This window comes from Accumulibacter sp. (genome assembly GCF_023806625.1).
GTDB lineage: Bacteria > Pseudomonadota > Gammaproteobacteria > Burkholderiales > Rhodocyclaceae > Accumulibacter.
The window spans coordinates 29931-44491 of record NZ_JAMTDX010000110.1 but is presented as its reverse complement, the minus strand read 5'-3'; the positions used below and the strand labels follow the sequence as shown (position 1 = coordinate 44491).

General features: G+C 66.1%; 15 protein-coding genes and 1 pseudogene. 13 read left to right on the top strand and 3 right to left on the bottom strand.

The window, feature by feature from the left end:
- The first annotated feature begins 82 nt into the window (after positions 1-82).
- The 11 genes from NFW05_RS17430 to NFW05_RS17380 all read left to right on the top strand — a co-directional run bounded on the left by NFW05_RS17430 (position 83) and on the right by NFW05_RS17380 (position 10819).
- Complete coding sequence (locus NFW05_RS17430) at positions 83-685, top strand: hypothetical protein (protein WP_295309892.1); 603 nt, start codon at positions 83-85, stop codon at positions 683-685.
- On the top strand, positions 682-1500 hold the full coding sequence (truA, locus tag NFW05_RS17425; RefSeq protein WP_295309890.1) for a tRNA pseudouridine(38-40) synthase TruA: 819 nt from the start codon (positions 682-684) through the stop codon (positions 1498-1500). Before NFW05_RS17430 ends, truA begins: the two co-directional genes overlap by 4 nt.
- The gene (locus NFW05_RS17420; protein ID WP_295309888.1) at positions 1497-2132 is read left to right on the top strand and encodes a phosphoribosylanthranilate isomerase; all 636 of its coding nucleotides are present in this window, start codon (positions 1497-1499) and stop codon (positions 2130-2132) included. Before truA ends, NFW05_RS17420 begins: the two co-directional genes overlap by 4 nt.
- Positions 2133-2297: 165 nt before the next feature.
- Positions 2298-3503: a tryptophan synthase subunit beta gene (gene trpB, locus NFW05_RS17415; RefSeq protein WP_295309886.1), complete on the top strand. Its 1206-nt coding sequence runs from the start codon at positions 2298-2300 to the stop codon at positions 3501-3503.
- 1 nt (position 3504) lies between these two features.
- The gene (gene trpA, locus NFW05_RS17410) at positions 3505-4338 is read left to right on the top strand and encodes a tryptophan synthase subunit alpha (RefSeq protein ID WP_295309884.1); all 834 of its coding nucleotides are present in this window, start codon (positions 3505-3507) and stop codon (positions 4336-4338) included.
- A complete protein-coding gene (accD, locus tag NFW05_RS17405) occupies positions 4326-5198 on the top strand; it encodes an acetyl-CoA carboxylase, carboxyltransferase subunit beta (RefSeq protein ID WP_295309882.1) in 873 nt (290 codons plus the stop codon). Before trpA ends, accD begins: the two co-directional genes overlap by 13 nt.
- A 10-nt stretch (positions 5199-5208) precedes the next feature.
- Positions 5209-6579: a bifunctional tetrahydrofolate synthase/dihydrofolate synthase gene (folC, locus tag NFW05_RS17400; protein WP_295309880.1), complete on the top strand. Its 1371-nt coding sequence runs from the start codon at positions 5209-5211 to the stop codon at positions 6577-6579.
- A complete protein-coding gene (locus NFW05_RS17395) occupies positions 6576-7610 on the top strand; it encodes an SPOR domain-containing protein (RefSeq protein WP_295309879.1) in 1035 nt (344 codons plus the stop codon). Before folC ends, NFW05_RS17395 begins: the two co-directional genes overlap by 4 nt.
- Entirely contained in the window at positions 7607-8095 is a 489-nt protein-coding gene (locus tag NFW05_RS17390; protein WP_295309877.1) for a CvpA family protein, read from the top strand. The genes NFW05_RS17395 and NFW05_RS17390 overlap by 4 nt, the downstream gene beginning before the upstream one ends.
- Positions 8096-8105: 10 nt before the next feature.
- Positions 8106-9632: an amidophosphoribosyltransferase gene (gene purF / locus NFW05_RS17385; protein ID WP_295309875.1), complete on the top strand. Its 1527-nt coding sequence runs from the start codon at positions 8106-8108 to the stop codon at positions 9630-9632.
- A gap of 5 nt (positions 9633-9637) precedes the next feature.
- Entirely contained in the window at positions 9638-10819 is a 1182-nt protein-coding gene (locus NFW05_RS17380) for an O-succinylhomoserine sulfhydrylase (RefSeq protein WP_295309873.1), read from the top strand.
- Between the two features lie 20 nt (positions 10820-10839).
- On the opposite strand, the gene NFW05_RS17375 is transcribed toward NFW05_RS17380, so the two are convergent.
- The 3 genes from NFW05_RS17375 to NFW05_RS17365 all read right to left on the bottom strand — a co-directional run bounded on the left by NFW05_RS17375 (position 10840) and on the right by NFW05_RS17365 (position 12924).
- Complete coding sequence (locus NFW05_RS17375) at positions 10840-11130, bottom strand: hypothetical protein (RefSeq protein ID WP_295309871.1); 291 nt, start codon at positions 11128-11130, stop codon at positions 10840-10842.
- 63 nt (positions 11131-11193) lie between these two features.
- Complete coding sequence (locus tag NFW05_RS17370; RefSeq protein WP_295309869.1) at positions 11194-12051, bottom strand: peptidoglycan DD-metalloendopeptidase family protein; 858 nt, start codon at positions 12049-12051, stop codon at positions 11194-11196.
- Between the two features lie 15 nt (positions 12052-12066).
- Complete coding sequence (locus NFW05_RS17365; protein WP_295309868.1) at positions 12067-12924, bottom strand: neutral zinc metallopeptidase; 858 nt, start codon at positions 12922-12924, stop codon at positions 12067-12069.
- 72 nt (positions 12925-12996) lie between these two features.
- On the opposite strand from NFW05_RS17365, the pseudogene NFW05_RS18595 reads away from it, so the two are divergent.
- Together NFW05_RS18595 and NFW05_RS17360 are read left to right on the top strand one after the other, a co-directional pair.
- Positions 12997-13437: pseudogene (locus tag NFW05_RS18595) on the top strand (inorganic phosphate transporter); the annotation flags it as partial.
- A gap of 58 nt (positions 13438-13495) precedes the next feature.
- Positions 13496-14197, top strand: coding sequence for an inorganic phosphate transporter (locus tag NFW05_RS17360; protein ID WP_311104686.1), 702 nt, complete (start codon positions 13496-13498; stop codon positions 14195-14197).
- Positions 14198-14561: the final 364 nt, after the last annotated feature.

The following is a 14561-nucleotide window of genomic DNA, read 5'->3' as shown; positions in this document are numbered from 1 at the left end:
ACAGCTGAAACGTTCGGGCCGAGCCACCGTGGGGGCTGCGGTCGGGCTGGAGCGGCCAGGCCGCTGAACGGAAAGGACGCTGATGCACCCCAGTGCCCGGCTGCTCGTGTGGCTGCTGGCCGTGGTCGCGATCCAGTCACTCGACGGCCGCTTTCTCTGGCTCCTCGTGCCGGTCATCCCGCTTTTCGGAAGGGCGGCGCTGCGCCGCTGCGGGCAACTCGTCGCGCGTTCGCGTTGGCTCCTCGCCTCGCTCTGGCTGATTCTCGCCTGGGGCGTGCCGGGCGAAGCGATATGGGACGCTCCGCTGTCGCCGAGCCGCGAGGGAGTCTTCGATGCGTCCGTGCAACTTGCGCGCATTGCACTGCTGCTCTTCAGCGTGGCCGTGCTGCGCCAGACGATGGCCTTGCCCGAGCTGATGACCGGGATTCACCGGCTGCTCGGGTCATTGCGGCCTCTCGGCCTGAATCCGGACCGCGGCGTCGTTCGTCTGCTGCTGGTCCTCGAGTATCTCGATCAGGCGCCCCGGCCGGCCGTCTGGCACGAGCTGATCGACATGCCGGAGAGCAGCGCCGGAGAGGTGTTCGAGCTTCGCGATCCGCCGTTCTCGAACGCCGATCGGCTGACGATCGCGCTGGTTTTCGCATGCCTCGGGGTCCTCGCCTGGTTCGGGCGAGGGTATGCATGAGGGTCGCTCTGGCGGTCGAGTACGACGGAAGCCGATTCCGCGGCTGGCAGCGGCAACCGGGTGGCGGCACGGTGCAGGACGCGCTGCAGCATGCGCTCGGGCAATTCGCGGCGATGCCGGTGGATGTCGTCTGCGCTGGGCGCACCGATGCCAACGTCCATGCCCTCGGCCAGGTCGTGCATTTCGACACGCCGCTCGACCGTTCGATGTTTGCCTGGGTTCGCGGTGCGAACACCTTCCTGCCATCGGCAGTGGCCGTGCGCTGGGCGTACCCGGTTCCAGCGAGTTTCCATGCCCGGTTTTCGGCCCGGTCGCGTCACTACCGCTATCTGTTGGTCAACCGGAAGCATCGCCCGGGCGTCTGGCACGGCCGGGTGGGGTGGTATCATCATCCCCTTGATCTCCCAGCCATGCAGGCGGCAGCGACGCTGCTTCGCGGCGAGCGCGATTTTTCGGCTTTTCGGGCAGCCGAATGTCAGGCCGCCTCGCCGGTCAAGGTCATGCACCGCGCCGACGTGCGGCGTCTGGGTGAGATGATCGTTTTCGATTTCGAAGCTTCGGCGTTCCTTCACCACATGGTTCGCAATCTGGTCGGCAGTCTCGTCGCCGTCGGGCAGGGCAGGTACCCGGCTGAATGGATCGCCGACCTGCTGGCCAGTGGCGATCGCCGCCTGGCTGCGCCGACCTTCAGCGCCGCCGGTCTCTATCTCCTCTCGGTGAGCTACGCGCCGGAATGGGGTCTGCCGGTCGACGGGGAGACGGAAATTCTGCCGCTGTTCCGGGCAACCAGCGACCATCCGGGAGGGGCGTCGTGAGCACACCGCGCATCAAGATCTGCGGGCTGACCCGGATCGAAGACGTGGTCGGCGCGGTCGCGGCTGGTGCCGACGCAGTCGGACTGGTCTTCTATAGGCCGAGCCCCCGCTACGTCGATCTGCACACCGCTGCCTGTCTGGCGAGCGCCGTCCCGCCGTTGGTGACCATCGTCGGGCTGTTCGTCAATGCCCCGGCTGCCGAAGTGCGGGCCACTCTCACCGCGGTGCCGATCCATCTGCTGCAGTTCCACGGTGAAGAGGACGAAGCGTACTGTCGACAGTTCGACCGGCCGTACATCAAGGCTGCGCGAGTCAGGCCGGGGATGGATTTGTTACAATACGCGGCGTCCTTTCCTTCGGCTCAGGCGATACTTCTGGATGCCTTCGTCGACGGCTACGGAGGCGCGGGCAGAGTATTCGACTGGTCGCTCGTGCCCGCGTCGCTTGGCAAGCCGGTGATCCTCTCCGGCGGACTCGATGCCGGCAATGTCGGCGAGGCGATACGCCGCCTTCGTCCTGATGCGGTCGACGTCTCGTCGGGCGTGGAGGTCGGCAAGGGCGTCAAGGACGCCGAAAGGATGCGCGCCTTCGTCGCCGCCGTGCGGGCGACTGCAGGGCGGGGGTGGGCTTGACGCGCGCGGTGGTCACGGGACTCTTTCATGCGCAGGGATTCCGGCGGACGCACTCGAATTAGCTGGCGACGCCACTTGGCCCGACATCGCTGAGGTGGGAGCGACCGCCTGCACTCGTGCAGGCTGGACAAACACGATTTCGTCACCCCACCCAGGAGATTGCTGATGGCCTTGCCTGAATACGACCTGCCCGACGCCAGCGGTCATTTCGGCCAGTATGGCGGCGTGTTCGTCGCCGAGACGCTGATCGCGGCGCTCGACGAACTCAAGGAAGCCTACGCGGCAGCCCAGCGCGACGCGCAGTTCATCGCCGAATTCGAGCACGAACTCAAGCACTACGTCGGCCGGCCGAGCCCGCTGTATCACGCGCGACACTGGTCTGCCGTCCTCGGCGGCGCGCAGATCTTCCTCAAGCGCGAAGACCTCAACCATACCGGGGCGCACAAGATCAACAACTGCATCGGGCAGGCGCTGCTCGCCCGGCGGATGGGCAAGGCGAGGGTGATCGCCGAGACGGGGGCTGGCCAGCATGGGGTGGCAACCGCGACGGTCGCCGCGCGCTATGGCATGACCTGCGTCGTTTACATGGGGTCGGAAGACATGCGGCGCCAGGCGGCGAACGTCTACCGGATGAAACTGCTCGGTGCCCGTGTGGTTCCGGTGGACAGCGGGTCACGAACCCTCAAGGACGCGCTGAACGAGGCGATGCGCGACTGGGTGACCAACGTCTCGGATACCTTCTACATCATCGGCACGGTCGCCGGACCCCATCCCTATCCGATGATGGTTCGCGACTTCCAGTCGGTGATCGGTCGCGAGGCGATCGCCCAGATGCAGGAGCAATGCGGGCGTCAGCCAGACGCGGTGATCGCCTGTGTCGGCGGCGGATCGAATGCGATGGGGATCTTTCATCCGTACATCCCGGTCGGTGGCGTTCGCCTGATCGGCGTCGAGGCTGCAGGTGAGGGCCTGGGCTCGGGGCGTCATGCCGCCTCGCTGACCGCTGGCCGTCCCGGTGTCCTGCACGGCAACCGCACGTACCTTCTCCAGGACGAGAACGGTCAGATCAGCGAGACGCATTCGATTTCGGCGGGCCTCGACTACCCGGGAGTCGGGCCGGAACACGCCTGGCTCAAGGACTGCGGCCGGGCCGAGTACGTCAGCGTCAGCGATGGCGAGGCGCTGCAGGCGTTTCACGATCTCTGCCGTCTCGAGGGCATCATTCCGGCACTCGAGTCGAGCCATGCTCTGGCTTACGCTGCCAGCCTCGCCCCGAAGCTGGCCCGCGACGCCATTCTGCTGGTCAACCTGTCGGGGCGCGGCGACAAGGACATCCACACGGTCGCCGAGCGTTCGGGAATCAGGTTCTGAGATGACAAGGATAGCGGGTCTCTTCGGAAAGCTGCGCGCGCAGCAGCGCAAGGCGCTGATTCCGTTCATTACCGCCGGGGATCCCGATCCGGCGCTGACCGTGCCGCTGATGCACGCACTGGTCCAGGCCGGTGCCGACATCATCGAACTCGGCGTACCTTTCTCGGACCCGATGGCCGACGGGCCGATCATTCAGCGGGCCTCCGAGCGAGCGCTCGCCAATGGCGTGAGCCTGCGACAGGTTCTCGCATTGGTCGCTTCGTTTCGCCACGATGATCGAGAGACACCGGTCGTCCTGATGGGTTATGCAAACCCGGTCGAGGCGATGGGCCTCGACGAATTTGCTGCGGCAGCGGCCGCAGCCGGAGTGGACGGCGTTCTGGTCGTCGACTATCCGCCCGAGGAAAGCCGGGCCTTCGTCAGCGTGCTGCGCGCACACTCGCTCGATCCGATCTTCCTGCTCGCACCGACGTCGAGCGAAGAGCGCATCGCGCAGGTCGGCACGCTGGCCAGCGGCTATATCTATTACGTGTCACTGAAAGGGGTCACCGGGTCGGCTGCTCTCGATGTCGCCGCGGTTGCCGCCCGGATTCCCGGAATTCGGGCACGCACCGGCGTCCCCGTCGGCGTCGGCTTCGGGATCCGCGACGCAGCGACCGCCGCAGCGGTTGCCGAGGTGGCCGATGCGGTCGTCGTCGGCAGCCGGATCATCGAGGAGATCGAACACTCGGCGCGGGAGACCGTCTGCGACAGGGTCGCCGTGCTGCTCGCGGAACTTCGCTGCGGCGTGGACAGTGTGACAGCGGGTGGGAAAGGAGCCAAATGGGCTGGCTGAACAAACTCCTGCCGCCAAAGATCAAGCGCCACGAGAACGGCGAGACGCGCAAGTCGCCGCTGCCCGAAGGCCTGTGGAGCAAGTGCCGAGCGTGCGACGCCGTGCTCTACGCGACCGACCTGGCCAGGAATTCCAACGTCTGTCCGAAATGCGGGCACCACAAGCGCATCGACGCAAGAGGCCGGCTCGACGTCCTGCTCGACACCGACGGCCGTTCGGCCATTGGTGACGAGGTTCTGCCAGTCGACTCGCTGTCGTTCACGGACAGCAGACCGTACCCCGAGCGACTTCGGGAAGCGACCGAGACAACCGGGGAGACTGACGCGCTGGTCGTCGTGCGGGGCTCGATCCGGAGCATTCCGGTAGTCGTCGCGGTCTTCGAGTTCGACTTCATGGGTGGCTCGATGGGGTCGGTGCTTGGCGAGCGCTTCGTGCGTGGCGTGCAGACGGCGATCGAGCAGCGCGCGCCGTTCATCTGCGTCAGTGCTTCGGGGGGCGCGCGCATGCAGGAGGGCCTGTTCTCGCTGATGCAGATGGCCAAGACAGCGGCGATCCTGACACGCCTCGCCGAGGCTCGACTGCCGTTCGTCTCGATCCTTACCGATCCGACGATGGGCGGCGTGTCGGCGTCCTTTGCCTTCATCGGCGACGTGGTCATCGCCGAGCCCGGTGCGCTGATCGGTTTTGCCGGCCCGCGGGTGATCGAGCAGACGGTCAGAGAGACCTTGCCGCCCGGCTTTCAGCGTTCCGAGTTCCTGCTCGAAAAGGGCGCGATCGATCTGATCGTCGACCGGCGCGAAATGCGCGAGCGCGTGGCGCGCCTGCTGGCGCTTCTACAGCAGCGGCCCCGGATATCGTGAGCCCAGGGGCGTGAGCGCCGCGGAGTGGCCACGGCGGCGAGCAGACGCGCGAACCCCTTCCGATCCCTCCGTCGACCGCTGGCTGGAGTATCTCGAAGACCTGCATCCGCGCGGCCAGGCGGGAATCGAGCTCGGGCTCGATCGCGTCCAGAGGGTCAGGCGTGAGCTGTCTGGCGACCCTCGCTGCCCGGTGATCGTCGTCGGCGGAACCAACGGCAAGGGATCGACCTGCGCCTATCTCGAAGCGGTGTATCGTTTCTCCGGCTATCGCGTCGGCTGCTACACGTCTCCTCACCTGCTGGCCTACAACGAACGGGTGCGCATCGATCGCCAGCCGATCGACGATCTGGGTCTGTGCGCCGCGTTTGCCGCCGTCGACGAAGCGCGCAGGGCGGCTGGCGACGTTCCGCTGACCTATTTCGAGTTTGGAACGCTGGCTGCGGTCGAGGCCTTCGCGGCGCGTCAGGTCGAGGTGATGATCCTCGAAGTTGGCCTTGGTGGCCGTCTCGATGCGGTCAATGCCTACGACGGCGATTGTGCGATCGTCACCGGCGTTGCGCTCGATCACACCGACTGGCTTGGCAGCACGCGGGAGGCGATCGGTTTCGAGAAAGCGGGCATCTTCAGAGCGGGCAAACCGGCGCTCTGCGCCGACCCCGATCCACCGCGCTCGCTCGTCGACCACGCCGGAAAGGTGGGCGCCGATCTCTGGCTGCTTGGTCGCGACTTCGGTTATTTCGGAGACCGCGGGCAATGGACCTTCTGGGCGCGCGACGGGCGTCGCCGCGGCGGCCTGGCCGCGCCCGCGCTGCGCGGTGCTGGCCAGCTGCGCAACGCGTCGGTTGCACTGGCCGCCGTCGAGGTGCTCAGGCCGCGTCTGCCGCTGACGATGGCGGCGGTCCGCCGGGCGATCGTCGAAGTTGAGTTGCCGGGGCGGTGTCAGGTCCTGCCGGGTCGTCCGGCGGTCGTTCTGGACGTCGCGCACAACCCGCAGGCCGTCTCGAGCTTGGCCAACAGCCTGGCCGGGATGCCCTATTGCGCGCGGACCCTGGCGGTTGCCGGGATGTTGGCCGACAAGGACATCGCCAGTTCGCTGGCTCCATTGTCCGGCAGGGTGGACGTCTGGTTGCTGGCTGATCTTGCCGTCGCCCGCGGCGCGCCGTCCGCGGAACTCGTGTCGGCCATAGAAAAGGGCGCCCTCGGTGGTCGCATCGAGTGCCTGAGCGACCCGGCAGCAGCCTTTGCGCGTGCGGCCGAGCTGGCTGATGAAAATGATAGAATTCTGGTTTTTGGATCGTTCCATACCGTCGCCGCGGTGATGCGCAGCTTGCAGCGCGGCCGTTGCGCGGCGCGAAGCGATGGCCATTTCTCACAGCAATGACCGACTCAGCTGATCCGCAATTGCAGTTGAAGAAGAAGGCCCGACGGCGACTCGTCGGCGCCGTGGCATTTGCCGGACTGGCTGCCGTCGTCCTGCCGATGGTCATGGATGAGGAGCCGAAGCAGCCCGCACAGGACGTCGAGATCCGCATTCCGGGACAGGATCAGGCGCCGTTGCGAGCGAGGGAAGTGGTTGCCCGCGGCGAGTCGCCCGCCGAGTCATCGACCGTCTCGGGTGCGCGGGAGGCGCTCAAGGCCGGCGGCGAGTCGCCAGCGAAGGCGGCGACGGTCGGCACCGAAGCAGCCGCGATTCGCGAGGGTGCGGAGCAATCGGGCAGACCTGCAGAGGCGCCGGCGGAGAAGCCCGCTGCCGACAGGGCGGCGGCCGACAAGAAGGCCGCCGAACGAGCTGCGGCCGAAAGGAAGGCCGCGGAAAAGGCTGCGGCGGAGAAGAAGGTGGCAGAGAAGGCGGTTGCAGACAGGAAGGCGGCGGAGAAGGCTGCCGCCGAGAAGAAGGCCGCGGAAAAGGCTGCGGCGGAGAAAAAGGCGGCGGCCGAGAAAGCGTCCGCCGAGAAGTCGGCGGCCGAGAAGAAGGCCGCCGAGAAGAAAGCGCTCGAGAGCAGGGCGGCCAAGGCGTCAGCAGATGCGGCGGCGGCACGGAAGACCGAGAAGCCGGCCGACAAGGCCGAGAAGTTGCCTGACGCGGGCGCCGACGACGCCGCGAAACCGGTGGCCGACGACGCTGCCCACTCTGCCGGGCACAGCACGAAGTCGGCAGACGCGACACCGGCGAAAGCCGGGGGCCAGCAGGTGATCCTCGTCGGCGCGTTCGCCAACCCGGAGAACGCCAGGCAGGTGCAGGCGAAGATCAGCGGAGCCGGGGTGAGCAGCTATACGGAGGTGCTCGATTCGCCCGAAGGCAAGAAGATCCGCGTTCGGGCAGGGCCATTTCCGAATCGGGAGGCCGCCGAAAAGGCGCTCGAGAAACTGCGCAAGGCGGGGGTCAGCGGAGTCGTCGCCGGCAGGCAATGACAGTTTTCGACTACGGGGTCATCGCGATCGTCGGCGCTTCATTGCTGCTCGGCATGTGGCGTGGCGTGCTCGGCGAGATCATCGCGCTGGTCGCCTGGATCCTGGCATTCTTTGCCGGCAAGTGGTGGGGGGGACAGATCGCCGCATCGTTCGTCGGTATCGCCGACCCGGACTTGCGCCTGGTTGCTGGCTGGGTAACCGTCTTCTTCCTCGTGCTCGTGGCCATGGCGCTGCTTCGCCTGGCCGTGCGCAGCTTGCTCAGGGCCCTGGGCATGACGCTGAGCGATCGGCTGCTCGGGGTTGTCTTCGGTTTCGCGAGAGGCCTGCTGATCGTCCTGACACTGGTCGCCATCGGCGGCATGACGACCTTGCCAAAGGAGAAGTGGTGGAGCCAGGCGTACTTCGCGCCGCCACTCGAAACAGCCGTTCTGGCGAGCAGGCCCTGGCTGCCATCAGAGGTGGCCAGGCGGATCAGGTTCGGGTAGGAAGACAGCTATGTGCGGGATTCTCGGAGTTGTCGCGACGACGGCGGTCAACCAGTTGCTGTACGATGGCCTGATGGTTCTCCAGCACCGCGGTCAGGACGCTGCGGGAATCGTCACTGCCGAGAGCGATGCCTTCCATATGCACAAGGGGCCCGGGCTGGTTCGTGACGTCTTCCGGACGCGCAACATGCGCGCCCTCCCCGGGCAGATGGGCATCGCTCACTGCCGCTATCCGACTGCCGGATCGGCGTTCGATGCGGCACTCTCGCAGCCCTTCTACGTCAACTCGCCGTTCGGAATAGTTCTCGGACACAACGGCAACCTGACCAATACCGAACAACTCAAGGAGGAGATGTATCGCCTGGATCTGCGGCACATCAACACCACCTCCGACTCCGAGGTGCTGCTCAACACACTGGCGCACGAACTGCAGTCCTCGGCAAAGGGCTGCCACCTGAACCTCGACACGATCTTTTCGGCGGTGGCCGCAGTCCACCGCCGTTGCCGGGGCGCCTACGCGGTGGTGGCGATGATCGCCGGTCACGGCATGCTTGCCTTCCGTGACCCTTTCGGGATCAGGCCGCTGGTTTTCGGAATCAACGAGACGACAGCTGGCCCCGAGTACCTGTTCGCTTCCGAATCAGTGGCCCTCGACACGCTCGGTTTCCGGGTACTGCGCGATGTCGCTCCGGGGGAGGCGATCTTCATCGACCTCGAGCACCGCCTTCATCAGCGGCAATGCGCCAGTCGGGCGGTGCTCTCGCCGTGCATCTTCGAGTTCGTCTACCTGGCCAGACCTGATTCGGTGATCGACGGTGTCTCGGTCTACGAAGCCCGGCTGCGCATGGGCGAGCATCTGGCCGACAAACTGGTTCGCTACATTCCCGTCGAAGAAATCGACGTCGTCATTCCGATCCCCGATTCGAGTCGTCCGTCGGCGATGCAGCTGGCCGAGCGGATTGCCGTGCCCTATCGCGAAGGCTTCGTCAAGAACCGCTACATCGGCCGGACCTTCATCATGCCCGGGCAGGCGACGCGCAAGCGGTCGGTCCGTCAGAAACTGAACACCGTGGCGCAGGAGTTCAGGGGCAAGCGCGTCCTGCTCGTCGACGACTCGATCGTCCGCGGCACGACGAGTCGGGAGATCGTCGAAATGGCTCGGGCAGCGGGTGCGCTGAAAGTCTATTTTGCTTCGGCGTCTCCGCCGGTGCGCTATCCGAACGTCTACGGAATCGACATGCCGACGCGGGCCGAGCTGATCGCCACGGGACGCAGCGCAGAGGACATCGCCCGCGAGATCGGTGCCGATGCGCTCGTCTATCAGGACCTGGACGAACTCAGGGCGTCGATCAGCGAGTTGCGGCCAGACCTGCACTGCTTCGACACCTCGTGTTTCGATGGATCGTACGTGACTGGCGACGTCGACGAGGATTACCTGGCGGCACTCGAACTTGCCCGGGACGGGCGGCATGGCCTGTCACGGGAGAGTCGCTGGGCGTCGAAGCAACTCCAGCTGAACCTCCTGACGGCGAAGTGAAGGCGATGGACAGACGTGACAATTACTCACCGGAGACGCTCGCTGTGCGCGCCGGCCAGGAACGCAGCCAGTTTGGCGAGCACAGCGAAGCGCTCTACCTGACTTCGAGCTTCGTCTTCTCGAGCGCGGCGCAGGCGGCGGCGCGTTTCTCGGGCGAGGAGGAGGGAAACGTCTACTCGAGGTTCACCAACCCGACCGTCTCGGTGTTCCAGGAGCGCCTGGCAGCCCTCGAAGGCACCGAGGCGTGCATCGCCACCGGCTCGGGAATGTCGGCGATTCTCTCGCTGATCATGGCGTTGTGCAGCAGTGGCGACCATGTCGTCGCCTCGACGGGCCTGTTCGGTGCCACGCAGCAGCTGCTTGGCACGATCATGCCGCGCTTTGGCGTCACCACGAGTTTCGTGGCGCAGACCGACGTCGGCGCCTGGCAGGCGGCCATCCGTCCCGAGACCCGATTGCTCTTTCTCGAAACGCCGTCGAACCCGCTGACCGAGATCGCCGATATCGCTGCGCTCGCCGATGTCGCCCACGTGCGTGGCGCGCTGTTGGTCGTCGACAACTGCTTCTGCACGCCGATTCTGCAGAGGCCGCTCGATCTGGGTGCCGACCTGGTCGTTCACTCGGCGACCAAGTTCCTCGATGGACAGGGGCGCGTCCTCGGCGGGGCCGTCGCTGGCCGCCGGCAGTTGACCGACGAAGTGTTCAAGTTCCTGCGCACGGCCGGGCCGGCGCTTTCGCCTTTCAATGCCTGGGTCTTGCTGAAGGGACTCGAGACGCTGAAGATCCGTCTCGATGCGCAGTCGGCAAAGGCGCTCGAACTGGCAAGCTGGCTTGAGGCGCACCCGAAAGTGGCACGTGTCTATTATCCCGGCCTCGCGTCGCACCCGCAGTTCGAACTGGCCAGGCGCCAGCAGAAGAGCGGTGGCGCGATCGTCTCGTTCGTCGTCAACGGCGGCCGTGCCGAAGCCTGGAAGATCGTCGACAGCTGCCGCCTGCTCTCGATCACCGCGAACCTAGGCGATACGCGCACGACATTGACGCATCCGGCGTCGACGACGCACGGCCGGATCACTCCCGAACAGAGATCTGCCGCAGGGATCGGCGAAAACCTGCTGCGCATCGCAGTCGGTCTCGAAGCGGTCGAAGACCTCGAGAACGACCTCGACGCCGGGCTGTCGCTGATCTGACCGGCTGGGGTGCGACGCGCTTAGACCGGCTCTCGACGCTTCGGCCGGGCGAGGTCTTCACGCTCGCCGGCCGCTTTCCTGAGCGCTGCCTTGACCTCGTTGGGCATCATGAAGTAGGTCATCAGGCTCGAACCGATGCACACCAGCCAGAAAAGCAGAAAACCGGTCGAATAGGTCGCCGTTGCCGACCACTCGACCGGCTGCCCAAAAAAGTACAACTGCGCCGGATCGATGAGCGTGAAGAAGATCGCCTCGGCGATGCCTGCCGAGATGAAGGCGGGCCAGAGTACCCAGATCACGATTTTCATCATTCCCTCCAGGTGGCGGATTAAAACGGTAGGCGGTGCTCGGGAATTCGCCGGCGAAGTCTCGCGTCAGCGATCCCGGCCGCTGTGCGGCACGAACAGTTCCGGATCGACCATCGCGCCGTTGAGCACGACGCTCCAGTGCAGGTGTGGCCCGGTTGCCCGCCCGGTCATCCCCGAAAGACCGAGGTGCTGGCCCCTGGCCACCGGCTCACCGGCTTGCACGTCGATCCGGTCGAGGTGGCAGTACATGCTGATCAGGCCGTTTCCGTGATCGACGAAGATCGTCCGGCCGTTGAAGAAATAGTCGTCGGTCGCCAGCACGACGCCGCTCGCGCTCGCCCGGACGACCGATCCGCGGGGCGCGGCGATGTCGAAGCCCGCGTGCGGCGCTCGCGCTTCGCCGTTGAAGAAGCGGCGAACTCCGAAGCGCCCGGTCATTCTTCCGTCTGCCGGAACGACGAAGGCGGTGTCCGTCTCGTCGGCCTCGCGCCAGTGGCGCTTCAGGCTCCTGATCGCGGCGACCTCTTTTTCCACGCGGGCGAGATCGCTGGCCGACAGCTGGACCTTGCTCGTGTCCCTGAGGTGGATGTGCTGCTCGGGGTAGTGCTTCGGATCGACGCTGAAGCTCACCCGCAGTGTTTCAATTCCCGTCTCGACGCGCAACTGATGCGTGCCGGGCACAGTTTCGAGCGCCAGCCCGACGATCGCCAGCCACCGCCCACCTTCGGCAACGACGAGCACCTGCTGGTCGTCGAGCCAGGCGCGTGGTCGCGGCGCGTCCGCTGAAGCACTGCCCAGCGGGATCAGCGCGACACCGCCGGGAACGTTCGCAGCCCGAGGCAATGCCGCACGGCCGGGGGAAGACCAGGTCGCGATGACCAGCAACGTCGCGCTGAGCAGGGCGATTGCCAGACCTCGCTTCATGGCTGACGGCTCTCCCTAGAGCGAAGCCGTGTTGAACGTGTCGCACTGACGAAGGTCGCCGGTTTCCATTCCCCGCCTGAACCAGCGCACGCGCTGGTCGGACGTCCCGTGGGTAAAGGATTCCGGCACGACCTGCCCCCGCGCCTGTCGCTGTAACCGGTCATCGCCGATCGCCGATGCGGCGGTTAGCGCCTGCTCGATCTCGCCGGGTTCGAGGAGCTTCTGCACGCTATCCGCGTAGTGCCCCCAGACGCCGGCGAAGCAGTCGGCCTGCAGCTCGAGCCGGACCGACAGCGCGTTGGCCGCTGTCCGGTCGCCGCTGCGCTGCTGGGCAGCGTGGACCTTGTCCGAGATGCCAAGCAGGTTCTGCACGTGATGTCCGACCTCGTGAGCGATGACGTAAGCCTGGGCAAACTCGCCCGGTGCATGGAACCGCTCCCGGAGATCGCGATAGAAGGCGAGGTCGATGTATACCTTGCGGTCGGCCGGGCAGTAGAACGGTCCGGTCGCCGAGTGTCCGGTCCCGCAGGCGGTCGGTGTCGCTCCGGCGAACAGCACGAGCCTCGGTTCCTGGTAGTGGTGCCCGGCTTCGCTGAAGATCGAATGCCAGGTCGTTTCGGTGCTGCCGAGAACCTTGGCGACGAAAGTGGCCATCTCGTCGCTGGTCGGCGGCCGCGGGGCCGGTTGCCGGGATGCGGCGGGCCCGTGGTTGCCACCCGACACCAGGCCGAGAACCAGCGCCGGGTCGACGCCGAGGAAATAGCCCGCAGCGAGGGCAATCACCAGCGCGCCGATGCCGATGCCGCCGACACCGACCCCGCCGCTTCGCCGGTCCTCGACGTTTTGACTCGCCTCCTGATCGTCCAGCTGCATGATCCGTCCCGTTCCTGTTCAGGTGGCCGGCAATCTTAGCAGATTGGTCAGCCGGGCGCCCGACCTCGATCGATGCATGTTTCGTACACCACCGGGCCGCGAATCGCCCGGAAATCCGGCGGCCCGTGTACACGTTCTCGTTTTGATGCATACTCCGCGCAATTCTTACAAGAGCCGGGCCGGAGATGCCCCGTCCTAGGAAGGGGGCGTATGGATACTGTTTGCTATCTGGCGGTAGCCACCGTAGTGATTGTCCTGTTCTTCGACTACACGAATGGTTTCCACGACGCGGCGAACATCGTCGCGACGGTGATCGCCACACGGGCGATGGCGCCCGTCCACGCCGTGGTCGTCGTCGGCGTGTTCGAGTTCCTTGGCCCGTTGCTCGGCGGTACGGCGGTGGCCAACACGATCGGCAAGTTCGTCGATCTGTCCACTCTCGACAAACAGGCGGCGCTGCTGGTCCTGTTCTGCGCTTTGCTCGGGGCGATCGCCTGGAACCTGGCGACCTGGTGGTTCGGCATTCCATCGTCTTCGTCGCACGCGCTCGTCGGGGGCGTCGCCGGGGGCGGTGGTCGCCGCAGCGGGCTCGCAGTACGTGATCTGGGGATGGGACGCGCTGTTTGCGCAGGGCAAGCTGCTCGGCGTGATGAAGGTCGTCGTCTCGCTCTTCCTTTCGCCGATCCTCGGCTTATGGGGCGGGTTCCTGATCCACCGCCCCGGACGACGTCTGCTCACGGGCGCCAAGCCGACCGTGAAGGTGACCCTGCGCCGGCTGCAGTTCTTCACCGCCGCCGGTCTGGTCTTCTCGCACGGCGCCAACGACGCGCAGAAGAGCATGGGCATGCTGACCATGGTGCTGTTGCTCTGCGGCTTCATCCCGAAGTTCGCGGTTCCGTTTTGGGTCATTCTCGCCTGTGCGATCGCGATCACACTCGGCATCCTCTCGGGCGGCTGGTGGGTCGTGCGCACGCTCGGCGTCGCGATCTATCGCGTCCGGCCGCTGCACGCCTTCGACTCGCAAATGACTTCCGCATTGCTGATCTTCTCGGCGTCGTATCTCGGTGCGCCGGTGTCGGTGACGCACGTCGTTTCCACGTCGATCATGGGTACCGGCCATTCCGAGCGGTCGCGCACCGTCCGCTGGAAGAAGGCCAAGGAAGTCGGCAAGACCTGGCTGTATACGATTCCCGCTTCGGCGCTGACCTCCATCGTCGTTCTTGCCGTAGCGAAGATCATCGTAGGCCGGACCACCAAAGGAGATGAACCATGAGTGACTCAAGCGTCGCGAAACCTATCGCCACCTTTCGAACGCGGCCGACCGGGTCGCTGACGCCGCGCACTCGCTCGACAATATCGTCGTCAAGCTCTGCTGAACGTCGCGGGGGCTGCCGGGGCGCGTCGTCCGGGGCTGGCGCGTGTCGCCCCGCCCGCCGTGGCCGCCGCTGAAGGTGTCGCGAGCGCTCGCAGACGCGCTCGCTCCAGCCTGTTCGTTTCAGCGTCAGAATCTCGCGTTTGCCGATCCGCAGTTCTGCCGCGCAGTTCGGTAGATCCGGCCGGACGGCCGTCCAGGCGGCCCGTCTGGCCCGTCCGTCGGGTGAAGGAGCGACGAGCGGGTCGCCCGGCGGAGGCCCGGA